This window comes from Halopseudomonas litoralis, from assembly GCF_900105005.1.
GTDB lineage: Bacteria > Pseudomonadota > Gammaproteobacteria > Pseudomonadales > Pseudomonadaceae > Halopseudomonas > Halopseudomonas litoralis.
Genome location: NZ_LT629748.1, coordinates 3,153,358 through 3,178,139 on the forward strand (window position 1 = coordinate 3,153,358; position 24,782 = coordinate 3,178,139).

At 56.8% G+C, this 24,782-nt stretch carries 23 protein-coding genes; 4 read left to right on the forward strand and 19 right to left on the reverse strand.

The window, feature by feature from the left end:
• Window positions 1-24: 24 nt before the first annotated feature.
• From BLU11_RS15105 to BLU11_RS15155, 11 genes are all read right to left on the reverse strand, one after another.
• Window positions 25-825 carry a crotonase/enoyl-CoA hydratase family protein gene (locus BLU11_RS15105; protein ID WP_090274776.1) on the reverse strand — a complete coding sequence of 267 codons (801 nt, stop codon included), beginning with the start codon at window positions 823-825 and terminating at the stop codon, window positions 25-27.
• Window positions 822-1,895 carry an acyl-CoA dehydrogenase family protein gene (locus BLU11_RS15110; RefSeq protein WP_090274778.1) on the reverse strand — a complete coding sequence of 358 codons (1,074 nt, stop codon included), beginning with the start codon at window positions 1,893-1,895 and terminating at the stop codon, window positions 822-824. Before BLU11_RS15110 ends, BLU11_RS15105 begins: the two co-directional genes overlap by 4 nt.
• A complete protein-coding gene (locus BLU11_RS15115; RefSeq protein WP_090274780.1) occupies window positions 1,895-3,046 on the reverse strand; it encodes an acyl-CoA dehydrogenase family protein in 1,152 nt (383 codons plus the stop codon). The genes BLU11_RS15110 and BLU11_RS15115 overlap by 1 nt, the downstream gene beginning before the upstream one ends.
• Before the next feature lie 110 nt (window positions 3,047-3,156).
• Complete coding sequence (locus BLU11_RS15120) at window positions 3,157-4,464, reverse strand: amidohydrolase family protein (RefSeq protein WP_090274782.1); 1,308 nt, start codon at window positions 4,462-4,464, stop codon at window positions 3,157-3,159.
• A gap of 217 nt (window positions 4,465-4,681) precedes the next feature.
• Window positions 4,682-5,956, reverse strand: a complete 1,275-nt coding sequence (locus BLU11_RS15125; RefSeq protein WP_090274785.1) for a cytochrome P450 — start codon at window positions 5,954-5,956, stop codon at window positions 4,682-4,684.
• Between the two features lie 229 nt (window positions 5,957-6,185).
• Window positions 6,186-6,695, reverse strand: a complete 510-nt coding sequence (locus BLU11_RS15130) for a carboxymuconolactone decarboxylase family protein (protein WP_090274787.1) — start codon at window positions 6,693-6,695, stop codon at window positions 6,186-6,188.
• Window positions 6,696-6,735: 40 nt separating this feature from the next.
• Window positions 6,736-7,911: a thiolase family protein gene (locus BLU11_RS15135; RefSeq protein ID WP_090274789.1), complete on the reverse strand. Its 1,176-nt coding sequence runs from the start codon at window positions 7,909-7,911 to the stop codon at window positions 6,736-6,738.
• Complete coding sequence (locus tag BLU11_RS15140) at window positions 7,908-8,813, reverse strand: 3-hydroxyacyl-CoA dehydrogenase (protein WP_090274791.1); 906 nt, start codon at window positions 8,811-8,813, stop codon at window positions 7,908-7,910. Before BLU11_RS15140 ends, BLU11_RS15135 begins: the two co-directional genes overlap by 4 nt.
• A gap of 13 nt (window positions 8,814-8,826) precedes the next feature.
• Window positions 8,827-9,678, reverse strand: a complete 852-nt coding sequence (locus BLU11_RS15145; RefSeq protein WP_090274793.1) for a fumarylacetoacetate hydrolase family protein — start codon at window positions 9,676-9,678, stop codon at window positions 8,827-8,829.
• The gene (locus BLU11_RS15150) at window positions 9,678-10,784 is read right to left on the reverse strand and encodes an amidohydrolase family protein (RefSeq protein ID WP_090274795.1); all 1,107 of its coding nucleotides are present in this window, start codon (window positions 10,782-10,784) and stop codon (window positions 9,678-9,680) included. Before BLU11_RS15150 ends, BLU11_RS15145 begins: the two co-directional genes overlap by 1 nt.
• Before the next feature lie 436 nt (window positions 10,785-11,220).
• A complete protein-coding gene (locus BLU11_RS15155) occupies window positions 11,221-11,961 on the reverse strand; it encodes a TetR/AcrR family transcriptional regulator (protein ID WP_090274797.1) in 741 nt (246 codons plus the stop codon).
• Between the two features lie 179 nt (window positions 11,962-12,140).
• Between BLU11_RS15155 and BLU11_RS15160 the strand changes: the two genes are divergently transcribed.
• Window positions 12,141-13,772, forward strand: a complete 1,632-nt coding sequence (locus BLU11_RS15160; protein ID WP_090274799.1) for an ATP-dependent acyl-CoA ligase — start codon at window positions 12,141-12,143, stop codon at window positions 13,770-13,772.
• 202 nt (window positions 13,773-13,974) lie between these two features.
• Here the strand turns inward: BLU11_RS15160 and BLU11_RS15165 are convergent, their stop codons facing one another.
• Complete coding sequence (locus BLU11_RS15165; RefSeq protein ID WP_090274802.1) at window positions 13,975-14,775, reverse strand: SDR family NAD(P)-dependent oxidoreductase; 801 nt, start codon at window positions 14,773-14,775, stop codon at window positions 13,975-13,977.
• A 96-nt stretch (window positions 14,776-14,871) separates the two neighbouring features.
• Here BLU11_RS15165 and BLU11_RS15170 point away from each other — a divergent pair, with 96 nt between their 5' ends.
• Window positions 14,872-15,624, forward strand: coding sequence for a DUF2889 domain-containing protein (locus tag BLU11_RS15170; RefSeq protein ID WP_090274804.1), 753 nt, complete (start codon window positions 14,872-14,874; stop codon window positions 15,622-15,624).
• A 118-nt stretch (window positions 15,625-15,742) separates the two neighbouring features.
• On the opposite strand, the gene BLU11_RS15175 is transcribed toward BLU11_RS15170, so the two are convergent.
• The 4 genes from BLU11_RS15175 to BLU11_RS15190 all read right to left on the reverse strand — a co-directional run bounded on the left by BLU11_RS15175 (window position 15,743) and on the right by BLU11_RS15190 (window position 19,648).
• Window positions 15,743-16,303 (reverse strand): aromatic-ring-hydroxylating dioxygenase subunit beta, encoded by a 561-nt coding sequence (locus BLU11_RS15175; protein WP_090274806.1) that lies wholly within the window; start codon window positions 16,301-16,303, stop codon window positions 15,743-15,745.
• Between the two features lie 34 nt (window positions 16,304-16,337).
• Window positions 16,338-17,744, reverse strand: coding sequence for an aromatic ring-hydroxylating dioxygenase subunit alpha (locus BLU11_RS15180; protein ID WP_090274808.1), 1,407 nt, complete (start codon window positions 17,742-17,744; stop codon window positions 16,338-16,340).
• A 175-nt stretch (window positions 17,745-17,919) separates the two neighbouring features.
• Window positions 17,920-18,918: a fumarylacetoacetate hydrolase family protein gene (locus BLU11_RS15185; RefSeq protein ID WP_090274810.1), complete on the reverse strand. Its 999-nt coding sequence runs from the start codon at window positions 18,916-18,918 to the stop codon at window positions 17,920-17,922.
• 28 nt (window positions 18,919-18,946) lie between these two features.
• Complete coding sequence (locus tag BLU11_RS15190) at window positions 18,947-19,648, reverse strand: SDR family NAD(P)-dependent oxidoreductase (protein ID WP_090274812.1); 702 nt, start codon at window positions 19,646-19,648, stop codon at window positions 18,947-18,949.
• 135 nt (window positions 19,649-19,783) lie between these two features.
• On the opposite strand from BLU11_RS15190, the gene BLU11_RS15195 reads away from it, so the two are divergent.
• Both BLU11_RS15195 and BLU11_RS15200 read left to right on the forward strand, forming a co-directional pair.
• Window positions 19,784-20,179, forward strand: coding sequence for a Zn-ribbon domain-containing OB-fold protein (locus tag BLU11_RS15195; protein WP_090274814.1), 396 nt, complete (start codon window positions 19,784-19,786; stop codon window positions 20,177-20,179).
• Window positions 20,180-20,181: 2 nt separating this feature from the next.
• Entirely contained in the window at window positions 20,182-21,372 is a 1,191-nt protein-coding gene (locus BLU11_RS15200) for a thiolase family protein (RefSeq protein WP_090274817.1), read from the forward strand.
• Window positions 21,373-21,375: 3 nt separating this feature from the next.
• Here BLU11_RS15200 and BLU11_RS15205 read toward each other — a convergent pair whose 3' ends face one another.
• The 3 genes from BLU11_RS15205 to BLU11_RS15215 form a co-directional block, all read right to left on the reverse strand.
• A complete protein-coding gene (locus BLU11_RS15205) occupies window positions 21,376-22,167 on the reverse strand; it encodes an IclR family transcriptional regulator (protein ID WP_090274819.1) in 792 nt (263 codons plus the stop codon).
• Between the two features lie 106 nt (window positions 22,168-22,273).
• Window positions 22,274-23,863 carry an MFS transporter gene (locus tag BLU11_RS15210; protein ID WP_090274821.1) on the reverse strand — a complete coding sequence of 530 codons (1,590 nt, stop codon included), beginning with the start codon at window positions 23,861-23,863 and terminating at the stop codon, window positions 22,274-22,276.
• A 33-nt stretch (window positions 23,864-23,896) separates the two neighbouring features.
• Window positions 23,897-24,781, reverse strand: a complete 885-nt coding sequence (locus tag BLU11_RS15215; protein ID WP_090274823.1) for a fumarylacetoacetate hydrolase family protein — start codon at window positions 24,779-24,781, stop codon at window positions 23,897-23,899.
• Between the last annotated feature and the right edge of the window lies 1 nt (window position 24,782).

The following is a 24,782-nucleotide window of genomic DNA, read 5'->3' on the forward strand; positions in this document are numbered from 1 at the left end:
GATGGTCCCCTTTGAGCAGACTCATTATTTGTCTTTGAAATTTGGTTCGCGTTTCTCTACAAACGCACTGACCGCTTCGCGGTGATCTTCAGTGTGGTGAGCCAGTGACTGGTAAGCAGCCGACAGCTCGAGCAGCGAATCCAGGCGCATGTGCTGTCCTTCGCGCAGCAGGCGCTTGCATAGGCGCAGAGCGTGCCCGGGGTTCCGCGCGATGCGCTCCGCCAGCGCCAAAGCTTCAGACTCCAGTGCCTCGGGGGTGCAGACCTGCTCAACCAGGCCCCACTCCAGCGCCTTCGCCGCATCGATGGTGTCCCCCGTGAAAGCCATCAGGCTGGCTTTGGGAATGCCGATAATGCGTGGTAGCAACCAGGCGCCGCCGTCACCCGGCACAATCCCGAGTTTCACAAAGCTTTCGGCGAACAGAGCCTTGTCGCTCGCGATGCGGATATCACACATGCACGCCAGATCGAGCCCTGCGCCAATAGCGGGTCCGTTCACCGCAGCGATAATCGGAATATCCAGTTCGTAGAGCGCCAACGGAATCTGCTGGATGCCGTTGCGGTAGGTATCGCGCAGTTCATACGGCGAGCCGGCAAAAATGCCCTCGCGATTCTGCATGTCTTTGATGTTACCGCCCGCACAAAAGGCCTTGCCGTTACCGGTCAGGACCATGACTCTGATATTTTGGTCGCGTCGCAGATCGCGGCAGAGATCAACAAACTCCTGCATCTGGGACGGTTCAGACAGGGCGTTGCGTGTGTCAGGACTATTCATCCTGACCACCGCTACTCCGCCGTTGCGTTGTATCTGTAGAAACTCGCTCATGGATGTGATCCTTGTGTAGGGACGATCAGCTCTTGCTGCTGCGCGTGAGTAATGGCAGGCCAGAAGTTCTGGGCGCCGGCCTTGCACACATGCGCGCCGAGCAGCTTGCTCCAGAATGTCGACGATCCGTATTCACCCCGCCATGCCCAAAGGCGACGGGTAAGCAGCTGCAGCGTGTACTCCTGAGTAAAGCCAATCGCGCCATGCACCGAGTGACCAATCCCCGCTCCGAGACTCGCCGCCTCGGCGGTGCTTATCTTGGCAGCAGCGATACTAAAGGCAGCCAGGTGGTCATTGGATTCGACGAAAGCGGCTTCGGCTGCGATGTTCGCTGCCGCCGTCTGCTCTGCCAGTACAGCCAACTGCTGCTGGATCGCCTGGAATGCCGCAATGGGCCGCCCAAACTGCTTGCGATCCGCCGCGTAGCCGGAGGTGAGTTCCATCAATGCGGTCAGCGCGCCAGCCATCTGGGCTGAGCGCAACATGGCGCCACCGGTAAGCAAGACCGAACCGGAGAGCCCGGCGGGCAAAGATGCCGATGCCATAACGTTCGCCGCAGCGAACTGGAGCGTATCGCGAGGTTCACCGGCAATATTGGTTCCCTGTACGATATTTTTCGCTGCAGCCGGTTCCAGCAAGACGACAGTGCTTTCGGCGCCCTCCCTTACCACCGCAACCACCAGCTCAGCGTGTCGTCCCCATGGAACCTGACGCAGTTCGCCGGAAATCCTGTCACCGTTCCAGTGCAAGGCTGAGTCGGTTGCGATCGTCAACACACCGCTGCGGGCACCAATGCCGGCTTTCTCCAATAACCAATTGCCTAGCAACATTTCAACCAGCGGAACGGGTGCCGCAAACCGGCCTGCGGCACGGGCGATAACGAACAGCTCGGACCAACTGGCCTCTGCGCCACCGGCAGCTTCTGGCGCTCCTGCCAGCAGGATGCCGTTATCTTCCAGGGCGCTCCAGAGATCCGCGGACCAGGCACCGGACTCAGCCGCGCGGGTGTATTCGGGCGTGGCGATGTCGCCCAGCAAGCGTTCTATTGTCGATTCAAAAAGTTTTCGCATTATCTGAGCCCCAATCCACGTGCAATGATCCCGCGAAGGATCTCGCGAGTGCCCCCCCGCAATGAGAAAGACGGCGCCATCTGAGTCAGGTAGGCAAGCACCTGGGCATGATCCGACCCACCGTCCACCTGGGGCTGCTCCTCAACCAGCAATTGCAGCACTTCCGGGAGCTCTTGCTCGAAAACATTGCCCAGATCTTTCACGCAGGAGGCAGCCCATGCCGGGTTCTCACCGTCGCTCAATTGCTTGGTTACCGCCAGCGACATATTGCGCAGCGTCAGCAACCGGGCGGTAATGCGGCCTATTTCCCGAGCCTGGAACGCGTCAGGATCAGGGCCGATAGCCTTGATCGCCGTATGCAGCAAGGCGATGCTGCTGAGAAAACGCTCCGGGCCGCTGCGCTCGAAGGCCAGCTCGGCAGTGACCTGCCCCCAGCCGTTACCCTCTTCACCCACCAGGGCGTCTGCGTCCAGGCGTACGTTATCCAGAAACACTTCATTGAAATGCTCGCCGCCGGCCAGATCGGCGATTGGCCGAATGGTGACGCCGGGCAGACTCAGATCGATGATGAACTGCGACATGCCGCCATGGCGTCCACTTTCTTCCTTCTCACCGGTGCGCAGCAACGCAATCATGTAATGAGAATGCTGGGCATTGGTAGTCCAGACCTTCTGGCCATTGACCAGCCAGCCATTGTCGACGCGCCGAGCGTTCGATTTTATGGATGCCAGGTCGGAGCCGGAATTAGGTTCGCTCATCCCGATACAGAAGTAGCTTTCGCCGCGGCAGATCGGCGGCAGGTATTTTTCTTTCTGAGCTTCGGTGCCAAACCGCAGGATCAGCGGCGCGCTCTGCCGATCGGCGAACCAGTGAGCCGATACCGGAGCACCCGCAGCGAGCAGCTCTTCAATGATCACGTAGCGTGCAAAGGGCGATGCCTCTGCCCCGCCGTACCGTTTCGGTAGCGCCATACCCAGCCAGCCCTTCTGCCCAAGCAGGCGACTGAACTCGGCGTCGAACCCCATCCACGAATAAGCTCGTTTGGCCGCAGGATAATCCTGCAGGGCCTGGTCGATAAAAGCCCTGACGTCAGCACGTAGTGCTTCGGCTTCTGACGGTATGGTGCTGTAGTTAAATTGGGAAATACTCATCAACAAGACACCCTCAACTGCTCGAAGCAATGCAGAAAGCAGGTTTGTTGGTTGGCCCTCGCCTCACCACCGGCGGCAACCGATGGTGAGGCGAGGCGTTAGGTCAAGCGTCAGATAGCCGTTTTGGCGTCTGCACTTTCAAACATCGCGGCGATGTCGCCCGAGGTGATGGGCTTGCCATCTTTACGCGTGACTTCGGCACCGCCAAGACCCAGGGCCGGCTCGGTACTGACATGCGTCGCCTGAGCGCGCAATGCGCCGACGGTGCAGTTCTCACGACCAAAGATCGAGATCGGATCGTAGGAGAACTCACGCATGGCGTTGAGATGCGTCACTTTGTTGATCTGCGTGTCAGTCAGGTTTTTCAGATGTGCCCAGGTCGTTTCCGGAGAATGCGGCCAGGTGCAATCGGAATGCGGATAGTCGCTTTCCCAGGTAACCATGTCTTCGTTCATGAACTTGAGATTCTGCAATCCGAAGTTGTCTTCGATAAAGCAGGTAACGAAGTGCTTGAAGAAGATGTCACTCGGCATTTTTCCGCCGAAATCAGCATTGGTCCATGCGTGGTGATGACGGTGGGTGAAGTCAGCCCGCTCTAGGAGATAAGGTACCCAGCCGATGCTGCCTTCTGAAAGAGCCATGCGCAGGGTCGGAAACTTTTTCCACATGGGAGCCCAGATCCAGTCGGCCGCCGCGTTGGCGATCGAAATCGGCATGGTAGTGATCCAGGCATCGATAGGCGACATGTCAGAAGCGTGTTCTGCCTTACCGCCCGAACCGATATGGCAACAGATCACTACGTTGTTATCGGCGCAAGCCTTCCACATTGGGTCCCAGTATTCGTCGTGAATAGACGGATAGCCCAGGCGGGCCGGGTTGTCCGAAAATGACAACGCGTGCACACCTTGGGCAGATAGACGCTTGATCTCGGCGACTGCAGCCTTCATGTCCCAGTACGGCACCAGCATCAACGGGATAAAACGACCCGGCATGGCGTTACACCAGTCGTACAGGTGCCAGTCGTTGTAGGCCTGGATCGCCGCCAGCGCGATTTCCCGGTTGGCATGGGTCTGGAAGCGCTGGCCGGCAAAGCCAGGGAAGGTCGGGAAGCACAGCGAGCCCAGCACGCCGTTGGCGTTCATGTCATCGACACGCGCCTTCACATCCCAGGTCCCACGACGCATCTGGTCGTAGCCCAGCGGCTCCATCCCGTACTCTTCCTTCGGACGGCCCACTACAGAGTTGAGGCCCATGTAGCCGGTGGCCTCTTCTTCGAATACCCATACATCACGCTCTCCACGCTTTTCAACGTGAGGCTCGCGACCTTTGAATTTTTCAGGCATGTGGTGTTTGAAAGCGTCCGGCGGCTCGATCGCATGGTCGTCCACACTGACGAGAATGAGGTCTTCAAGATTCATGGTGTATTCCCCTTCGCTGTTCGCGGGTTGTGTTTGTTCTATGATATTAGTTCAGAACAGAAGGAATATAAACACATTTATGATTTGTGTTTATATTTTTTTGAATAATCGCGGAAGATCTAACCTGGATTTTTCCCGCTGGCTCGCTGAAGGCAAGGAAACAAGCAGGCCTGCGGCCATTATCCGGCAAGACCTGCTTGATAGTGGTGCGACTAATTCAGTCCCAAAGGACGTGCAGTTTGTGCGGACCTCGCAGCTGCGCGCCGGTAATTTCCGGAGCCGGTTTGGAAGGATCGAGACGGATGTTCGGCAACATGTCCAACACCGCGTTGACGGCGCAATTTATTTCAGTCTTGGCGACGAACTGTCCAATGCACATGTGCGGCCCGAAACCGAAACCGAAGGACGGACGCTGGCGACGGTCGATATCAAAGGTATCGGCGTTATCAAAGAATTCTTCGTCCCGGTTGGCTGAGCTGACGATGCACGACACCATCGCCCCCTTGGGGATCTTGACCCCGCGAATTTCGGTTTCCTCAGCCGTCTGGCGCACCTTGAACGTCGCAACAGGCTCGAAACGAATCGATTCGTCAATCGCCTTATTCACCAGGCTGCGGTCGTTGCGCACGCGATCAAGAAGTTCCGGATTCTCCAGCAGCAGCGTCATCAGCGTGCCGAATGTCCGGGTGGTGGTTTCACCGGCTGCGGGCAGCAACGAGCGCACGAACGTGGTGATTTCATGATCATCAAGCGAGCGGCCTTCATACTCGGCCTTGATCAGACGACTAATCAAATCATCGCCATCCCCACCTTCCGCGCGGCGCTCGGCGACCACTATCTTGATCGCATCATAGAGCGCGACTACCGCTTCCATGGCGGCTTTCTTCGCCGCCTGGGCCTTGGCCGGATCGACCTGGGGACCAGCGAGAATGGCCAGCGCCCAGGCAGCGTACTGCTTGATTTTTTCAGGCTGGTCGTTGGGAAAGCCAATCAATGAATAGATGACGCGGATCGGGAAATACAAGGCAAAATCCATCAGGTCCGCGCCCTTCTGCGGCGCCATCGGAACCAGAAATTCCTCACGAATGACCTTGTCGATGCGATCTTCCTTCCAGCGATTGACCGTGTCCGGCATGAATACCGGTTGCAACAGATTACGCATGTTCTTGTGCTGATCACCGTCCATTGCGGTAAGAATCAACCCATCAAAGAAAGCACCCAGTCCTTCTGCGATGAACCCGCTGGTAAACTGGGTAGCGTCACGCATGACACGCATAACGTCGTCGTATTTGAACAGAGTGAAACAAGGTCGATCAGGGTCGACACCCGCTATCGACGGGACGCCCAGGCGTTCCATGAAATTCCCTTCCAGTACCGGGCTGTTTTTGCGCATCTCTGCATAGGCTGCATGCAAATCAATATCGTTGCCCTGATAATTGCTCGCCACATCGGCGAACACCTGCTCAAGGTTACTTTTGTTTTGTTCAGACATGACGCTATCCTTTTGTTGTTCCTGATATAGCTTCTCAGCTTATGCGTGAACGAGCGAAATTTGAACCCTTTTGGGTTTATTGCTCAATAACCGTCTTCTTAACTTAGCCAACCCCTCGTCGGCAGGCGCCTGCCCTTGGGGCTTGCTCATGTACAGTTCTGGGTCAAGCGCACCATTAGCTGACCGATGCGGTTCAGTAGAAACTTATCGCGATTCCAAGTGTTCATAATCAGGTTTCATAAGCCTGCTGGACATAAGTCATGCGGCCGCCAGCCAGCATAAGCGCGCAATACATGTTGAGCTCGGTGATTTCTGCCAGGCTGAAGAATTCCATCAAGGCGCCATAGTGCTGGTCACCCAATTCCATATAGTCACCGGCAAAAAGCTCGGCGTAGCGCAGGGCAGCCTGCTCGGGCGGAGAAAAGCGGTCGCTGTCTGTTGCCAGGCAGGCGATATCGTCTTCGCTCACTTCATCCGACTTTCTCGCCAACTGACAGGCTTTGCAGGTAGTAATGCTTGCGATCTTCAGGCGAACCAGCTCTTTGAGTCGCTCACCCAGCAAACTCTGTGTATGGAACTGCTCGAGCAACGAAAGCCACACTTGCGCTATCGCTGGGCGATGCGCCCAGACCTGGACAGGCACGCTCGAACTGAGCATTCCTGAAGCCAGGCCTCGATCCAGAGCAGTCGCCAGGCTCTCGGGCAAAGCCGAAAGCGGAACCGGTGTAATCCTAGACATACAAGACCACCCTGCACCGACCTTGATCGACGCTGTCAGGTTAAGGAAGGCGCTCAATCAGGGTCGCGGTGCCCATGCCACCGGCGCAGCAGATGGCTTGCAGGGCATAGCGACCGTTCCGACGTTCGAGCTCACTCAACATAGTCGTCATGATCCGCGCACCGCTGGCACCAAGCGGATGCCCCAGCGCTACGGCACCGCCATTCACGTTCAAGCGGTCCGCCGGAGCACCAGTCTCCTTGAGCCAGGCAATCGGCACCGACGCAAACGCCTCATTGATTTCGAACAGGTCGATGTCCGCAAGCTGCAGGCCTGACTTGGCCAGAATTTTGTAAGTAGCTGAAATCGGACCTGTCAGCATCAGTGTCGGGTCAGCGCCCACTGTTGTGATCGATTTGATCCGTGCCCGTGCCCTCAATCCCAGTCTTGAGGCTGTTTCGGCCGACATCAACAGCAGCGCAGCGGCGCCATCGGAAATCTGCGACGAGTTTCCAGCTGTTACCCGCCCGTTTTCCGGACGGAAGCTGGTTTTCAGCGTGGCCAGCTTTTCCAGGGATGTATCGCGACGAATGGTTTCGTCGGCGGCGAACAGGCCGGTGAACCCCTCGTAACCCTTTTCGCAGTACTCGCCCACCGGCACCGGCACGATCTCCCGATCGAAGTGCCCCGCATCGACGGCAGCCGCAGCACGGCGATGGCTTTCCAGAGCGAAAGCATCCAGTTCTTCGCGGCTGATCTGCCACTTTTCAGCGACGCGCTCTGCCGCTTCGCCCTGCGACGTCAGCTCGTAGTGCTCCGTCGCCTTCCAACCGAAGGCTTCCCCATGAAGGTCTCGGTTGCTGCCCATGGGCACCCGGCTCATGTTCTCCGCCCCGCCCGCCACAACGATATCCGCTGCACCGGCAGCAATAGCGCCCATGGCCGCGTGCACCGCTGCCTCGCCGGAACCACATTTGCGATCCAGCGTCAGGCCCGGCACCGAAGCCGGCCAGCCAGCGCCTAGCAACGCAGTACGCGCTATATTGGCCGACTGTTCACCGATCTGCGTCACGCAACCGAAGATCACGTCATCGATCTGCTCGGCGGACAGGCCCGTACGCTGAAGCAGTTCATTGATGACCAGCGATCCAAGGTGATCGGCCCGCACCCCGGCCAGGCTGCCGCGAAAGCGACCAACTGGGGTCCGTACTGCCTCCACAATGACGATGTCATTCATAACGCGCTAGCCTTGAGCCCGGAAGCCGGAACCCGATTGCCGTCTTCGTATTTGTATACGCCGTGGCCCGTCTTGCGACCGAGGCGCCCTGCTCCCACCATCTTGATGATCAGCGGACACGGGCGGAACTTCTCGCCGAGGGTTTCATGCAGATAGCGCAGCACGGAAAGGCGGGTGTCCCAGCCGGTGAGATCGCCGAGCTCCAGCGGGCCCATCGGGTGATTGAAACCCATGCGCAGCGCCGTATCGATATCCTCAGCGGTAGCCGTGCCTTCCTGAAGCATGTACATCGCCTCGTTGCCCAGCAGCGCAGACATGCGGCTGGTAGTCAGCCCGGGAGATTCGTTCACCGTGATCGAGGTCTTGCCGATGGCATCGCAAAGATCCTTGGTTCTGGCCACTGTTTCATCGCTGGTGGCCAGGCCGCGCACCAGTTCGACCAGTTTCATCTTGTGCACAGGGTTGAAGAAATGCATACCAATGAAACGGTCAGGCACCGGAATCGAGGCAGCAATCTCGGTCACACTCAATGCCGAGGTGTTGCTGGCAATGATCGCGTTATGAGCCATTACTGCCGCAGCCTGGGCAACTACTGCCTTTTTCACCGCCAGCTGCTCGGAAACGGTTTCGACCAGCACGTGGGCGCCGGCGGCGGCCTCCGTCAGATCACCATTGATCGACAGTCTGGCAAATGCGGCCTGCGCGGCTTCAGCGGTGACCTTACCCAGGCGCATGCCATCGCCCAGTATTTTCTCGATGCTACTATAGGCTCGCTTGAGTGACTCGGCGTTGGTATCAACCAAAACGGTCTCGAAGCCCGAGCTCGCGAAAGCGTGAGCGATGCCGGTGCCCATCAGGCCAGCACCGACAACCACAACCTTGTTACTTTTATCAGCACTCATTCGAAGAGCCTCTTTAAACGTTTTTTTCACTGACCACGTTGCGCAGGGTGCCGATGCCCTCTACCGAAGCCTCCACAATATCTCCAGCATTAAGGAAGCGGCCTGTCCCCAATCCCACACCTGCGGGTGAGCCAGTAAACAGGATATCTCCGCAGGCAAAGCTCGACCGGGCCTGGACGAAAGCAATCAACTGCCCTACATCCCAGGTCATATCCTCCGTGGTGCCGTCCTGACGAACTTCGCCATTGACCGCCAGCGTCAGACGCAGCTTGGGTGATCCCTGGGGAAATTCGTCCTTGGTGACGATCCAGGGCCCGACGCCAGTGGTGCGATCTTGACTCTTGGCAGCAAACAGATCCATGCCAATGCCCTTGGGACCACTGCGCTGAAGATCACGCGCGCTGACATCATTGCCCACGGTATAACCGAGCACGCATGCGAGCGGATTCTGCAGATCGATCTGACTGCTGCCGATCACCGCGACAAGCTCAACCTCATGATCCAGCTCCTCAGTAAGCGGAGGAAAACGAATAGGATCGTGGGCGCCGATCAAGGCGCCGTAAGCCTTGAGGAAAGCCACCGGCTGGGCCGGCGCCTCAAGGCCGAAGTCATCCTGCAAATGCTTCAGGTAATTGGCGCCCGCCACCACGACCCGGTTGACCGGATCGATTGGCGGCAAGAGCACAACATCGACCAGTGCCAACGGCGCGGAAGCGAGCGACAGCGCGCTGATTCCCGCACCAGCGGCGACCCGTGGAGCCCACTCCTGAAAGTCGCCCTGAATTGCGTTGACTTCATCGTGCTCCAGATCCACGACCGCCCAGAAAGGCTTACCGCCGTTGAGAGAACAGCGCGCCAGTTTCATCAGGCACCTACCTTACCGGCTGCCTTGGCGGGGTCGCCCACCTTACCTATCTTGGCAGGATCAAGGTGCAGCAGCTCGCAGGCGTTCTTCCAGCGAATCCGGTCCATATCTTCTTGGGACAGCTTCAGGTCGGAGGTCAGATCGTGGCGCACCGCGTCACTGCCGCCAAAGTTCGAGCCGTACAGAACGCGATCAGCACCGATCACCTCGACCATAGCCTGACGCATCGGTACCTCATGCAGCTCAACGTCAAAGTAGAAGTTGCGCAGATATTCCAGGAAAGGCTTCTTATTGTAGGACACGTCAAGATTCGGGTTGGTCTGGGCCATGCGACCAAGCTGGTAAGGCACGAAGCCACCGCCATGAGTGATATAGACTTTCAGATTCGGGAAGCGATCAAACACACCACCGTTGATCATGTACCAGAAACACTTGGTTTCATCGTAATTCATGCCGAGGATTGCGGTGGTTTCGTAGCGATCAGTATTGGCCTCTTTGCCCCAGGTCATTGACTGATTGTAGCCATGCACGAACATAGGCACATCCAGGTCGCACAGCGCTTCCCAGACAGGATCCATTTCCGGCGAATCGAACTCCAGGCCACCAAAGTTCGAACCGCCAGCTACCAGACCTTTGGCGCCAAGCTCGGTGACCGCGCGGCGAATCTCTTTCGCTGCCTCGACAGGCACGTTCAACGGTGCATGGGCCCAGAACATCAGGCGATCCGGTGCGCCGGAGCAATATTTAGCCAGCGAATCGTTTACCGTGCGGGCAAAGGGAACGCCGAACTCAGCTTCAGCCCAGTACATGTAGCAATGGCTTGGCACGGATATGACCTGAGCATTCTGACCAGCCGCATCCATCCCCGCGAGGCGATGCTTGGGGTCGGCCCATTTAGCCATGTATTCAGCAACCTGCAGCGTTTCACCGCGAGCGTGGGCTTCACGCAGAGCGACCTTGCGCTCTGGCGCACCCAGGGACAGGATCCATTCACCCACACGTAGTTTTATATCGCCATCGGGCTGCGATTCAAAGGCAGGGCCCCAGTGGGGATGCTGGTCATAGTATTCGGGATGTGGCGCATGAGCATGAAGATCGATAAGCATGATGTAGACCTCGGTTTTGTTCTATTTGAGTAGAGAGCCAGGCGCTTGCAGCCAAAGCGAGCCGCGCCCCTATGCAGCAGCATAATACAAAATGATCATATATCGCAAAACTGTTCAAATTTTTCATCGAATAAAGCCGATTAAAAGCCTAATCTAGCGACCTTTCAGACAGGCGTCCAGGCTGGGAAATATCATCTATGTAATTGAAAAATAAAAGATATTATTAATATCCTGCACCGTTATGCACATTTGGCCAAGGATTTCAGGCTAATTTTTTATTGGACGATTTTCATGATAGCGACTGATTAACAGCCGAAAAAAAGAAATGAGGCGCTGCGAAACAGCGCTCAAGGATGCAGGAAAACGAACAGGATCAATGCCAGAGAGGGTGGCTCGAGGGAACCCTAACCATGGGAGGAAACGTACCTCCCCAGAGTTAGCGTCGTGTTCGTGAAGTGGAGCCGATGGTAAGGGAAGCGACGAGACGCCTGACACGGGCAGGAAGCAAACGCCGCCCGGAATTTTCCGGCACCAGAATTTCACTCAGAACATAACGAATGATCATTTCGCAAATCAGCTCCCGGTCCAGCTTGACCCCGAGCTTTTCATCCCAGTCGTCAAACACGATGTCCAGCGTATCCTGGAAACGCAATATCGAATCGTGGAATATTCGCCTGAAGAATCCGAGAGCATATTCGGGCGCCACCGTTAGCAGACGCTGAGCTCGGCTTTGTTCGAGGTAATTGTCGATAAATGTGATCAAGGCATTGAGTCGTGCTTCAGGGTCTTCAACTGTACCGATGGTATTCATCAGCACCCGATGAAAGTCATCTCGCTTATGTCGCGAGAAGGTATCCAGCAGATCTTCCTGGGAGGAGAAATAACGATAGAAGGTGCCCCGTGACACGCCCGCTGATTTGCACACATCAAGAATGGATATCCTGTCCGCCCCTGATTGGAGCACCACTTCTTCAGTGGATTGCAGAATACTATTGATGGTTTCTTCTGAACGCTTGTTGGGTTTGACCGCCCGAGTCTTGCCCGAACCGGAAGTCAGCCGTGGCGCAGGCGTCTTTACCTTTGAGCGCTGGACTTTTTTGCCACCCGCTTTAGATGCCGCGCTTCCTTGAACTTCATCAATAGACACCGCTGTATCGTCAAGCTCCTCATTGAGCATACTGCACCCCCTTGTCAATTTCCTGTAAGTGCCATCCTAGCAGGTTAAATAGCCACATCCAGCATTTTCTGTTCAACTCTTGATAGAGACAACAGAAAAAATAAGATATAGAATGCCATTCTCTATCAAAAATAAAGCTGTCTGGCTCCCGCCTGGAGCCGCATTGGAAGGAGATGCGTATGAGCGGTACTGGCAATCCCGAAACCTGGTTCGTGGGAGAACAAGACACAGCTATTGCAGCTTTGGATCGTGCAGTTGCAAGGCATCCAGACCGAGTTCTGCTCGATTTCAGTGGAGATTTATACACTTTCCGAGAAGTTGACTCTCTTTCTACCAAACTGGCGCATTCTTTGGCTTCCCTGGGTGTAACACGCGGCGCTACAGTAGTCACCATGTTGGACAACAACATTGACGCTGTCGTGTGCTGGCTCGCCGTCAACAAGCTCCGCGCAGTGAGCGTACCCATCAATACCGCGCTACGCGGTGAGTTCCTGCGGCACCAGATTGCAGATGCGGACACGCAGCTCCTCATATGCGAAGCTGGTTACATGGACCGTGTTGCTGCCATCAGCGGCCAGCTCACCGTATTGAAGCGCGTCCTTCATCGCGGATCATTGGAATCGGCAGTGGATTGCACAGTGCCCGTTGCGCCCCTAGATGAACACCGCGGTACGGACACGACCGTGATCGAAGACAAGCCCGCCCCCTCCGATCTTGCCTGTCTGATCTACACCTCCGGCACTACCGGACCGTCCAAGGGCTGCATGGTCAGTTACAACTTCATGTGCAACCTGGCGCGCCTGCAATTGCGTTCGGGACCAGCCAATGAAAATGATGTGACAATTACTCCCCTGCCCCTGTTCCATATGAATGCCCTGTGCGTGACCATCATCGCAAGCATTCTTGTGGGCGCACGTGCAGCAATACTGCCCCGCTTCTCGGTTTCCAATTTCTGGCCTGAAGTAGAGCGCAGTGGTGCAACCATCGCGTCTATCCTCGGCGGCATGGGCGGTTTGCTCGCCCAGGCCCCTGACAACGAATCCATGAAACGCTGCTTCGGTCAGATTCATACTGCCCGAGGCAACCCTTACACCGAGGAAACCAAGGAAATCTGGCGCACCCGGTTCGGTACTCCCCTGGTGGGCGGCAATGGTTACGGGTTGACTGAAGCGTGTGTAATCACTTCATTGGCCGCTGGTGAATACGCCAAGCCGGGCTCGTCGGGAAAACGTATTTCTGATTTTGACGTGCGCATCGTGGATGACAATGACCAGGAACTGCCGGCCAACGTAGCTGGCGAGATCGTGGTCCGCCCTCTGCGTCCCGACATCATGTTTCAAGGCTACTGGCAGCGACCGGAAGCTACCCTCAAGCTTATGAACAACATGTGGTTTCATACCGGTGACATCGGCAAATTCGATGAGGACGGTTTCTTCTTTTTTGTAGATCGCAAGAAAGATTACCTGCGCCGTCGAGGCGAGAACATTTCAAGCTTCGAGATGGAATCGGCCTTTGCCGTTCACCCAGCGATATCCGAGGTGGCGGTTCATGCGGTGCTGTCGGACAAAGGCGAAGACGATGTAAAAGTCACTGCTATCCTGCACGAAGGCGCGTTACTGACCGAAGAAGAGCTGTTCCACTGGGCAACCGATGCCGTCCCCTACTACGCACTGCCTCGCTATATTGAGTTCCGCGACACGCTCCCCAAAAACCCTCAGGGGCGCGTGCTCAAGTACGAGCTAAGGGATGAAGGCAAGACAGCCAACACCTGGGATCTGGAAGACACCGATATCAGCGTCAAGAAGCGCTGAGTGGGCTAAAGCCATCAATCACCGCGCGCTTGCGGGTGGTTGATGGCTCCTGAGGATACCGCGCTGGCTGGCAGCCCTTGAGTATCGAGCTGATGCTCGACACTCCCAGGAAGAACCCATCTTAGGACCCTACAGCAAAAAGCCCGCCAACAAGTGCTGGTGAGGCTGCGGACCTCGGCTGATTTTCCGTGATGAAACGACTTCAGTATTCCTTTACCAGAATATCGGCAGGCCTGGAGTTGTAGCCGGGCAAATGCAGCCCGCCGTCCACATGGATGGTCTCGCCAGTGATAAAGCGGGACATTTCCGAGCCAAGAAAGGCCACAACCGGACCGATATCCGCTTCAGGCTCGCCGCAGCGACCCAGCGGGCGCATCGATGCAGAGCGTTCGGCGAAACCGGGATTTTCTGCTGCAAGCTTGTGAAAAGTTGCGCCCATCGCAGTGGGGGCAATGGCATTTACCCTGATATTGAAACGGCCCCACTCGGCGGCCGCACTGCGAGTAAGCCCTATGATTGCGGACTTGGCAGTATTGTAATCGGCATGCAGCCAGGCACCGATCTCGGTGTCGATCGAATAGAAGTTGATCACCGAGCCGCCCCCGCGTTTACGCATGTGTGGCAGAGCGGCGCGCATCGCCCACCAGGCGGCCCAGACGGTGGTGTCGAGAGTCTGCTGCAGCATCTCGTCAGTCTTGTCTTCCATCAGAACATTGGGCGTCGGGGCGAAGGCATTGTTGACCAGGATATCGAGCGCCCCGAACTCATCCACTGCAGCCTGAACAGCGGCAGAGATATTTTCTTTGCTCGATACGTCTGTCTTGAAGAAGATGGCCTGACCGCCCTGCGCGCGTATGTCGGCAGCAACGGCTTCGCCCATTGTTTCGTTCAGCTCTGCTACCACCACCGCAGCGGCCTGTTTGGCGAAATAACGGGCCACGCCTTCACCAATACCACCACCAGCACCTGTTATTAGCCCGACTTTGTTTTCAAGCAGTCTCATATCTGCAGCCTTTTTAATAGACACTTTTTTTGTTAATGTTCATATTATAGACGCCTTTCCTACCTAAATCCATCCTGCTTGCTTAAGGCTATCCATATGCTTTTCCGACGACGAGTAGAGATTCATACCCAGAAAGACGGGGAAATTCGCGCAGCGCTGGAGGATGATTTCCATCATTTCAGGGTCAGCATCCGCCATCACCAGGGAATCGTCACGGCTATTCACGGCTACGCAGTCCGCTTTCCCTATACGGCCTGCCCCGGGGCAGCCAAGCCCCTGCAAGACCTGATCGGCATGCAGTTGTCAGAGGTCGCCCACAGTGTAACCAGGGCCACGGATGGCAGGCATCAGTGTACGCACATGCTGGACCTTGCAGGCCTGGCTATTGCCGCTGCGGCGAGGCGGAACGAGCACCGTACCTACGATGTAGAAATCCCGACACGGGTTGACGGACGCACATCGCCCGTCCTTTTGCGCGATGGCCGGCCGTGTCTGCAGTGGCAGATCAAAGGCACCCTCATAGAACAGCCGGCGCCCTATAGCGGTGTCGATTTGAATCAGGGCATGGCGGGCTGGGCGATCAAGACGCTGGATCCAGAGGACGCGGAAGCCGCCCTACTGTTAAGGCGATGCACGACGATTTCCCGTGGGCGTGAATATGATCTGGACGTGATGCAACATGCGAGGGAGACCAGCCTGTGCTATGCCCAGCAGCCGGTTCGAGCCGCGCACGCCCTGCGCATGAAGGGCTCGACGCTAGATTTTACTGATCGCCCCCGCGCCCTGTGCGCCAGCGATCAGGACTGGTTTGCGGGCAAGGAGCCGAATCTTCCGGTTCAGCAGCTTTAAGCAGGGCAATCAGAGATATTACCGCTCAAACTCCACCGTCAGACAGAACAAAGCCCGCCTTTTTCAAGGCGGGCTTCATCCTCCGCATGGCTGGGTGTGACCGCACCCAACCAAACTCTTACAGGAACACGGCCAGGTTGGCGGTTCCCAAAACGGACTGATCCAGCAAAGCTTCACGCTTAGCCAGTTTGAAACTGCCATCCACCTCCCGGCGAATTACGTCCCTGCGCTCGCAACTGATCACATCGACATGGGACTCGCTGAAGCGGCTGCGAGTCATCAGCAAATAGCTAACCACCTCGAACTCATCGCTTTTGGCCGTTTCCCGAACCATTACATTGGTTACCAGTCGACGAGTACGCGACGGCGGATCTTCCGCCCAGGCGCTTTTGCCCGATAGGCGCAGGATCCGACCCATTACCGAGCGATAATCGTCATGAAAGTGCATGACGGTGCGAACAAAGCTTTTCGCATGATCGACGCCCAGCCGGGTGTGACGCAACGGTGCGGTGTAGACCAGATCCGTCGCCAGTCGCGCGCCCCACTCGTTCAGCCGAAGCTGATCGAGCAGGGCCGCTTCTTCATATAGAAAGGTAAGAATGGCGTTGTATTCCGCCGATCCGACCGGAACAGCCTGACCCTGGGGGGCTTCGGCGCTTTTTTCTTGAACCTGCTGCATGAGAAACTCCTGTTCTTATAATCTGGAGAATGGTTTATTCAGCGCTCATCAGCTCGTTCCAGTAGAGCCACCAGTGCCATTGAGTATCGTCCTTGGTAAACCCTTCATTGACGATTCCCGGTCCGGGCCAGCCTTCAGGCTTGCCTGTTTCATACACGGCCTGATACTTCAAGGTCATGTGCTTGCCCATGGCGCCCTTGGCTGACAGCGTCATGTGCGGCCAGGTATCCGAATCGTCCTGCTCGACCATGCCGGAGGTGCCGAACAGTTGGATGGTCTGTTTGAGCATCTTCTCGCGCAGCTCTTCCGGCGCGTCCTTTTCAGCGAAGATCCAGTTGCAGAACTCCAGCTTGTTCGGGCCTCGGGGGATGTAGGTGTGCAACGTCATCGAGCCAACAACCGAACCATCTGGTTGCGGGATATAGACGAAACCAAACAGGATATTCGGGAACATTCCGCCAACCTGCGGGGGCATCGTGGTCAGAACTTTGAGCTGATCCTCCGACAGGTTGCGTGCCAACTGCTCGACCATGTCCTTGGTCATGCCGGCTGGCGGCAATGCATTGAGCTTTTCCTGAATGCTCAGATCGTCAGGCTCCAGACCGGTCAGGCGACGGATCTTGCGCGCCTGGTCAATACAGCGCAGCGCGTGGCCGTGGGGAGAACTTATCTCGACGCCGTACATTTCGGGGGTCAGATCCGGCTCATCGCTCTCTTCCGCAGCGGCGTCGCCCTTCTTGGCGTAGTTACCTACCTCACCAAGCCAGCGGTGCAGCGTCAGCGTGTGGAAACCGTCTGCAGCTGACTGCTCGCCAGCGGTCTTCCAATTGGCATTGACTATGAAACGCTGCGGTGGCCCAAGCACTTCCATGCCTTTGTCGCTGCGCAGGAAGAGAATGTCGTAGTACCACTTGGCATCGCCGAGAAACTCGTCGAACGAAGGACCGTCAATATTCCAGGTCGCGAAGATCAAGCCGCCATAGAGGACTGAGCGGGCTTTTTTCAGGCCAAGCTCGGATTCTGGAAGAATGCTGCCGTGCATGCACTCACGCTTCACAGGGGAGCCGATAAAGTCGCCGTTCGGGCGGAAAGCCCAGCCGTGATAGATGCACTTGTGGATCTGGGCATTACCACAGTCGGTCAGCGCCACGCGCATGCCCCGGTGCGGACAGACATTAAGGGATACGTGAATGTCATTGTTTTTGTCGCGTGTAACAATGACAGAGTCGCCCCCTATATCGCGAACCATGAAATCGTTGACATTGGGAATCTCGGATTCGTGACCTAGCAATACCCAGGTCTTCCCGAAAATCTTTTCCATTTCCATCTGATAGATTTCCGGGTCCGATAGCACGCGCATCTGCACTTCACGAGTGTCAGGATAAATCAGGTCGGAAATCTTGGTGCCATCAGAAAGCACCTGGCTGGTTTTAGTAAGCATGTTCGCCTCCAGTTTTATTAGGGGTCTTATCAGGCCGCGCTAAACATCAATTTATTGAATCTCTGATAAAGTTTCGCTTCATTGCCAAGCAGATCACATTGAAACGAATTTGTGAACAGATTTTATTGATCTGTATCATTTCAATTGTAGTCTTGGCCAGAATTCTGCTGTTCTTTTAGAACGGATTACCCTTCTCTCCCACCTGAGTCCGCAGCATGCCGATTCCGTCGATTTCGAGCTCAACCACATCGCCAGGCTTCAGATAGCGTAACTGCTCCAGACCACAGCCATTCCCCACCGTGCCTGACCCCAGAAACTCCCCGCTGTGCAGCGTCTCGGACTGAGAAACATGCGCTATCACATCTTCGAACTGCCAGCGCATGTCGCGGGTGTTGCCGCGGCCCCACTCCTCTCCGTTTACCCGGGCGATCATATTCAGATCATAGGGATCTTCAAGCTCATCAGCCGTGACCAGACAGGGGCCCATAATATTGGCAGTATCGAAATCCTTCCCCTTCGCCGGCCCCAACATCCCGCTCATCTCCTTGGCCTGAGCATCGCGCGCACTGATGTCGTTGAAGATCGTGTAGCCGAAGATATGTTGTCTGGCGTTTTCGCGTGTGATGTCTTTGCCGCGCTTGCCGATGTAGCAGCCAAATTCAAGCTCGAAATCCAGCGCCTTGCTGTAGGCAGGCCACTCGAACTGATCGTCCACACCTACCACGGCAAAGCGGTTGCACTTGTAGTAGATAGGTTGGCGGTTGAACGTGTCGATGACACGGTCATCGGCACTGGTGTTCATGGCCTTGAGTGTCGCCTCAGGATCTGGCGTACGCATGGCACGAAAGCGCCGAGCAGCAGCAAAGCTCTGACGCAGATGCAACTCAAAACAGGAGAAATCACGCATTTGTGGCGGCGGCTGAATAGGTGCCCGAAGCCGCACCGAGGCTCGCTCCTGCACAGCGGTAGATGGCGCCTTGGCAACCAGATTCCGGGCGAGCTCCATACCATCTTCCCCAGCTTCGGCTAGCGCCAGAACGCTGGCCAGCGGAGCGGCCCGTCCACCGTGGAGCTCGGTGTAAGCCTGTTGCAGGTCGAGCACCGACTGATCCTGCTCGATCAGGGCGCCAGCCAGCTCCAGGCCTTCGCTATTTACAAAAGTGACCAACCTCATGACAGCAATCTCCAGCCCATTAAGTCATTCATACTCGCCCACTCACTGGCAGGCAGGCACCGGTAATGACCTGCCCTTCGGCAGACAGTAAAAAGGCAATAACGACAGATAACGCTTCGGGTGTCACCCAGGCGGTAAAATCCTGATCAGGCATGTCAGCCCGATTGGTCGGGGTATCGATGATGCTTGGCATCACCGCATTGACCGTCACATCGCGCTGTTTCAGCTCTTCGGCGAGCGACTCGGTAAAGCGCGCCACACCCGCCTTGGAAGCTGCATAGGCAGACACGCCCGGTCCGGCTTTGTTGGCAGCCAAAGCGCTGACGTTGACTACTCGACCATTGCCCGCGCTCAGGATATGCGGCAGCGCTGCCTTGGTACTGACGATGGCGGTACGCACGTTCATCTGATACAGCCGATCCCAGGTGTCCAGGGATCCTGATTCAAAGGTTTCCCAGGCGAAGCCGCCGGCGACATTGACGACCGCATCTATATGGCCAAACGTATCGACCACCCGGGTCATCGCTTGTTCTGCAGAAGTCGTTTCGGTCAGATTGACCTTGCCCAGGGGGAGAAAATCAGCGGTAGCAACCAACGAGGCAGGCACCTCATTCAGATCCAGGGCCGCTACTTGGGCGCCCCGCTCAAGCAACAATCTGGTCAGCGCGCTACCGAGCACACCAAAGCCGCCTGTGACGATCACAGCGCGGCCTTGCAGGGAAAGAGTCATCGGAGGTCCTCCGCAAGCTAGTCTTATTAGGATGAGCCAGTGAGAGGCCCAGTACAATTAAATTAGAACACTTTTTTAATATATGTACAAATGCTAACCTGACGCTACCTAGGTTGTTGAGACAGGATCTATTCGATGCCGAGAAAGCTGCCAGCCCTCACCGGTGACAATCGCGCCTTTTGGCAAGGCGGTGAAAACAACGAGCTGCTTATCCACCGCTGCAGCGTCTGTAGTCGTTATTTCCACCCCCCCAGCCCCGTTTGCCCTGCTTGCAACAGTTTTGAAGTGGGTCCGCAGGCCGTATCGGGCAAGGGCCAGGTGGCCAGCTTCACGATCAACCATCAGCCCTGGACACCCGAACTGCAGGAACCCTTTGTCATTGCCATCGTGGAACTGGAGGAGCAGACCGATCTTCGCTTTGTCAGCAATATCGAAGGAATTCCAGTGACAGACGTCCATATAGGGATGCCCGTTAGAGTGCACTTCCAGCAGGAAGACGATGTGTGGCTTCCACTATTTGTTAAGGATTGAGCATGTTTGACCGTCTGTATGAAAAAGATGTCGCCATCACCGGTATCGGCCAATCCGAAGTTGGCCGCCCTTCGCAGCTGTCGGCTATGCGCCTGACCGCTAATGCCTGCCTTGAAGCCATTGCGGACGCGGGGCTGACCCGGGACGACATCGATGGCGTAGCTTGCTGGCCAGGCGACAACAACAACGGCGACAGCTTTTCTCCCGTCGGGCCCAATGCGCTGAAGAACGCGCTTGGCTTGAACGTGAACTGGTTTGGCGGCGGCTATGAGGGGCCTGGCCCTCTCGCCGGGATGATCAACGGCGTAATGGCGATAGCCAGCGGCATGTGCCGCAATGTGCTGGTTTTCCGTACTATCACAGAATCCTCCACTCGGCAGCACAACAAGCAAGCCTCAGCCCTGACCAACAAAACCCAGGGGCGGGACAGTAGCTTTGCCTGGCAATGGTATACACCCTTCAATGTGCTCTCGGCCGTGAATCTGATGGCGATGTACGCACAGCGGCATTTCCACGATTACGGCACGACCTCGGAACAGCTGGCGCAAATCGCTCTCACCTGCCGGCGCAATGCCCAGCTCAACCCCAAGGCTGTTTATCGAACGCCAATGAGCATGGACAACTATATGGAATCACGGATGATTTCCACGCCGCTGCGCATGTTCGATTGCGATGTACATTGTGATGCTTCGACAGCGATAGTCCTGTCACGGCGTGATGTCGCAAAAGACGGACGCAACCCGCCCATCCGGATCGAAGCCATGGGTGCAGCCCTGAACCAGCCTTGGTCATGGGATCAGATTTCGCTTACCCAGGGCGCTGCGTTCGATGTAGGTCGCATGATGTGGTCGCGTACCGACCTGAAACCCAAGGACGTCGGCTCCGCCCAGCTTTACGATGGCTTCTCCATACTGACCATGATCTGGCTGGAAGCCCTGGGTCTTTGTCCTGTAGGGGAAAGCGGGCGCTTTGTCGAAGGTGGGCAGCGTATCGCGCTGGATGGCGAACTCCCCCTGAACACCAATGGCGGTCAGCTGTCGGGAGGGCGAACCCATGGTCTGGGGTACGTGCATGAGGCTTGTCTGCAGCTGTGGGGTCGCGCCGACAAACGTCAGGTTGCCGACCACAACGTAGCGGTTACAGCCGCCGGGGGCGGCCCGCTTGGCGGCAGTCTGTTGCTGGTGCGCGACTGAGGGTCAGAACAACACGCTTCTCAACTCATCGCACAAGTTGCGAAGCGACTGACCCAGCTCTGCGATTCCTGTCTCATCACGCTGCCCGCGGAACATGACGGCTGAAACCGTGAATTCGATCGTATCGGATGGAGAATAAACCGGTGCTGCCACAGCCAGGATACCAATCGAGAAATTGCCATCGTCGATCGCCCAGCCCCGCTTGGACGCATCCCTCACCTGATCGCGATATTCTTCATAGGACAGCGTGCCGCCCCAGCGAATCTTGTCAAAAATGGCCTTGGACTGCGGCTGATCAAGGTCGAGCTGAGAAGCATACAAGCGCCCGCTGGCACCCATCAGGATCGGTAGCCGCTGGCCCTCGCTCATATCGATCCGCACGTCGGTAGGGCAGGCTGCGGAACTGACAATGACAATTCGGTCGAGACCCATGCGCCGCCACAAGGTGACGGTCACCTTCGAGCGCGCAGCGAAGCTCTCCAGCAGCGGCTTAGCCAACTGAACCTTCTGCCCTTGGGTCACGAACTGCTCAACCAGGCGGGCCAAGCCCAACCCGGCCGAGTAACGCTTTGACATGGGACTGAAATCAACCATATCTTCCGTGACTAGGGTTCTGAGAATGTTGAAACAAGTGCTCGGGTTGATATCCAGCTTCCTTGCGATATCCACGGAGCGCTCTGGAGCAGCAGCCTGGCTGAGAAAACGGAGAATGCGAACAGCATTGACTACCGGCTTCACGGTAACCAAGGACGACTTGGCCGCGTTTTTGTCATTGATATTGACTTCAGCATCCATTTTTAAGGTTCCTCTTCGGCGCAGGGATCACGGGATTCCAGATTTACGCCCTTATAATGGCCTGCCGACCATTCTATATCAAGAATTGCATTTTTTAATCGAATTTTTACTGCCATTCAGGGTTGGCATTTGGCTGGTGGATGTAGCGTCTGGTTGAATCAGACTCGACCACATAGCGCCCCAGCTCTTTGTCCATAGTCTGGTCGGCCTGAGTAATTCGATCCCTTTGCCGAAGATATCCCAACCAGGACTCTACTATAAAGCGTTCCACAAAGCGGTCCGGATCAGCCAGGTCGCGGTAGAGCCGCCAGTTGCGCGCCCCGTTTCGACGTCGCGACTTGCCCACGGCGTAGGCGCACTTGATGAACTCGTGCTGATTACCGGCCGGTACCCGGTAGCTAATTTCGACGGAGACCGGGCCATCGGAGTGACTGATTTCTCTCGCCACCTCGAGTTTGTCTGTCTGCGGAACGCTTCGGTAATCGGCTTCGCTACCCAGTACGAAAATACCGTTGCGCGTGAACCATAATCCCAAAACGATACACGCAGCGGCGAGCAACAGAGCGTTGGTCGTACCCATATAATCCGCGATCAAGCCCCACACCGCCCCACCTACCGCCATCGCTCCCATATACATGAGCAGATACACCGAAGCGACCCTGGCTCTAACCCAGTCCGCCGCACAGGTCTGCACAATGGTAGCGACCGTGGCGTTCACCGCCATCCAGGCAATCCCGGCGATGACCAGAAACAGCCAGACCAACCAGACGACATCGGTCAGCGATACCGCGGCCGTGACCACAGCGAAGGCAATGGCACCCGCTACAACCACTTTGCGCAGTGCAAAGAGACGGTACAGACGGGTCAGATTTACCGCTGCGATGACGGCTCCCGCACCCAGGGCGCCCATCAACAGGCCATACCCGCCAGCATCCATCTGAAGCTGATCCTTGGCGATCAGCGGCAGTAACGCCCAGAGCGCGCTGGCGCAGCTGGTAAAGATGAATACCTGCTTGAGCGAACTGATCAACGACACCGAATGGCGAATATAACGTAGGCCACTGCGCATACCGCCCAAAAAGGTTTCCGGAGGCAGTACGTCGATGACTCGAGAGGAGCGCCAGCCAAGCAGAAACAGGATCACACCCGCGAAACAGCAGGCGATCAAGAGGAACATCGAAGCCTGACCTGCTACGGCGATCAGCAGACCGGCTATGGCAGGGCCCAACGCCCGAGCGACGTTTGTCGAAATCGCATTGAGCGCGACCGCCGCGGGCACAATTTCACGCGGAACCAGTGTGAGGATCACGGCCATCCACGCCGACATGCTGAGCGCACTTCCCGTGCCCAGCAAGAACGTCAGCGACAACAGAGACCAGGCGTTCAGGCCGCCGGTGGAGACCAGCACAAACAGAGCGGTAGCGGCAACCAACATCACCGACTGGGTGAAGAGCAGCCAGTACTTGCGATTCACCAGATCCGCGATCACGCCGCCCGGCAGGCCGAACAGAAACACTGGCAGCGTCATGGCGGTCTGCACCAGCGACACCATCCAGGCAGACTCAGTGAGTCCGGCCATGATCCAGGCCGCACCTACGGTCTGCATCCAGATAGCAAGATTGATGACAGCGCCCGCGCTCCAGAACATACGAAACTGACGGTGCTTCAACGGATACCAGGTTGCCCCTTGATTCATGGTTGCCTCTTGTCAGGGGACTGGGGCGCAAAGCTAAGTAGCGGGATGACCCAGCCGTCCCGATTGTCGTGCTGTGGCAAGGATACGCTGTGGGCCCACTTCATTTCGCAGTATCCCGACGCCTTCGATGTGTGCCTCCAATACATCGCCAGACTGGAGAAAACGTCCGGTCTCCAGCCCAACTCCGTGTGTCGATCCCGTGAACACCAGGTCCCCCGGCCGCAGGGTGATGCGCGCGTCAAGGTAATTCAGTAGCTCATCGACCGCGAAGATCATCTCCCGGGTGTTGTCCTGCTGGCGAACCTCGCCGTTGATGGTCATGCGCATATCCAGCTGCGGCTGACCACCGCCGCCCAGCTGATCAAGCGTGGCAATCCATGGCCCGACCGGTGTCGTGCCATCCATGCCTTTCTGGGTGAACAGATCCAGCCGCCCCAGCGCACGGCCCGCATCTCGCGCGCTGATATCGTTGCCGACGGTATAACCCATCACGCAGGACGACGCTGCAACGGCGTCGCCAAGCGGCTTGCCAATCACCGCCACCAGCTCGATCTCATAATCCAGCTCGCCCGTCATCGCTGGATAGGAAATCGCCCCGTGGGGATCGACAATCGCAGAGTCCGGTTTGATATAGGCAAGAGGATGAGGAGGCGCGGCACTGCCCAGGCGAGTCAGGTGCGACAAATAATTGAGCCCGACCCCGAATATACGGGCGCCGGGCTCAACGGGCGCTACCAGGCGAAACGTATCTGACTCGAGCGTTGTGGCCGACAGATCGAGCGCCGCAATACTGCCGGTGTTGACCTTGCCTGCCCAATGGGAGAACGGGGCATTGATGCGCTGGCCGGTGCCGGTATCAGGATGCAAAAGAACCCAGAACCGCGCTCCCGTCGCATCTTCTACCCGAGCCAGGCGCATT

Coding starts and splice junctions, on each gene's coding strand:
- BLU11_RS15105 (WP_090274776.1), bottom strand. CDS start 825: ATGAGCGAGTTTCTACAGATACAACGCAACGGCGGAGTAGCGGTGGTC.
- BLU11_RS15110 (WP_090274778.1), bottom strand. CDS start 1,895: ATGCGAAAACTTTTTGAATCGACAATAGAACGCTTGCTGGGCGACATC.
- BLU11_RS15115 (WP_090274780.1), bottom strand. CDS start 3,046: ATGAGTATTTCCCAATTTAACTACAGCACCATACCGTCAGAAGCCGAA.
- BLU11_RS15120 (WP_090274782.1), bottom strand. CDS start 4,464: ATGAATCTTGAAGACCTCATTCTCGTCAGTGTGGACGACCATGCGATC.
- BLU11_RS15125 (WP_090274785.1), bottom strand. CDS start 5,956: ATGTCTGAACAAAACAAAAGTAACCTTGAGCAGGTGTTCGCCGATGTG.
- BLU11_RS15130 (WP_090274787.1), bottom strand. CDS start 6,695: ATGTCTAGGATTACACCGGTTCCGCTTTCGGCTTTGCCCGAGAGCCTG.
- BLU11_RS15135 (WP_090274789.1), bottom strand. CDS start 7,911: ATGAATGACATCGTCATTGTGGAGGCAGTACGGACCCCAGTTGGTCGC.
- BLU11_RS15140 (WP_090274791.1), bottom strand. CDS start 8,813: ATGAGTGCTGATAAAAGTAACAAGGTTGTGGTTGTCGGTGCTGGCCTG.
- BLU11_RS15145 (WP_090274793.1), bottom strand. CDS start 9,678: ATGAAACTGGCGCGCTGTTCTCTCAACGGCGGTAAGCCTTTCTGGGCG.
- BLU11_RS15150 (WP_090274795.1), bottom strand. CDS start 10,784: ATGCTTATCGATCTTCATGCTCATGCGCCACATCCCGAATACTATGAC.
- BLU11_RS15155 (WP_090274797.1), bottom strand. CDS start 11,961: ATGCTCAATGAGGAGCTTGACGATACAGCGGTGTCTATTGATGAAGTT.
- BLU11_RS15160 (WP_090274799.1), top strand. CDS start 12,141: ATGAGCGGTACTGGCAATCCCGAAACCTGGTTCGTGGGAGAACAAGAC.
- BLU11_RS15165 (WP_090274802.1), bottom strand. CDS start 14,775: ATGAGACTGCTTGAAAACAAAGTCGGGCTAATAACAGGTGCTGGTGGT.
- BLU11_RS15170 (WP_090274804.1), top strand. CDS start 14,872: ATGCTTTTCCGACGACGAGTAGAGATTCATACCCAGAAAGACGGGGAA.
- BLU11_RS15175 (WP_090274806.1), bottom strand. CDS start 16,303: ATGCAGCAGGTTCAAGAAAAAAGCGCCGAAGCCCCCCAGGGTCAGGCT.
- BLU11_RS15180 (WP_090274808.1), bottom strand. CDS start 17,744: ATGCTTACTAAAACCAGCCAGGTGCTTTCTGATGGCACCAAGATTTCC.
- BLU11_RS15185 (WP_090274810.1), bottom strand. CDS start 18,918: ATGAGGTTGGTCACTTTTGTAAATAGCGAAGGCCTGGAGCTGGCTGGC.
- BLU11_RS15190 (WP_090274812.1), bottom strand. CDS start 19,648: ATGACTCTTTCCCTGCAAGGCCGCGCTGTGATCGTCACAGGCGGCTTT.
- BLU11_RS15195 (WP_090274814.1), top strand. CDS start 19,784: ATGCCGAGAAAGCTGCCAGCCCTCACCGGTGACAATCGCGCCTTTTGG.
- BLU11_RS15200 (WP_090274817.1), top strand. CDS start 20,182: ATGTTTGACCGTCTGTATGAAAAAGATGTCGCCATCACCGGTATCGGC.
- BLU11_RS15205 (WP_090274819.1), bottom strand. CDS start 22,167: ATGGATGCTGAAGTCAATATCAATGACAAAAACGCGGCCAAGTCGTCC.
- BLU11_RS15210 (WP_090274821.1), bottom strand. CDS start 23,863: ATGAATCAAGGGGCAACCTGGTATCCGTTGAAGCACCGTCAGTTTCGT.
- BLU11_RS15215 (WP_090274823.1), bottom strand. CDS start 24,781: ATGCGCCTGGCTCGGGTAGAAGATGCGACGGGAGCGCGGTTCTGGGTT.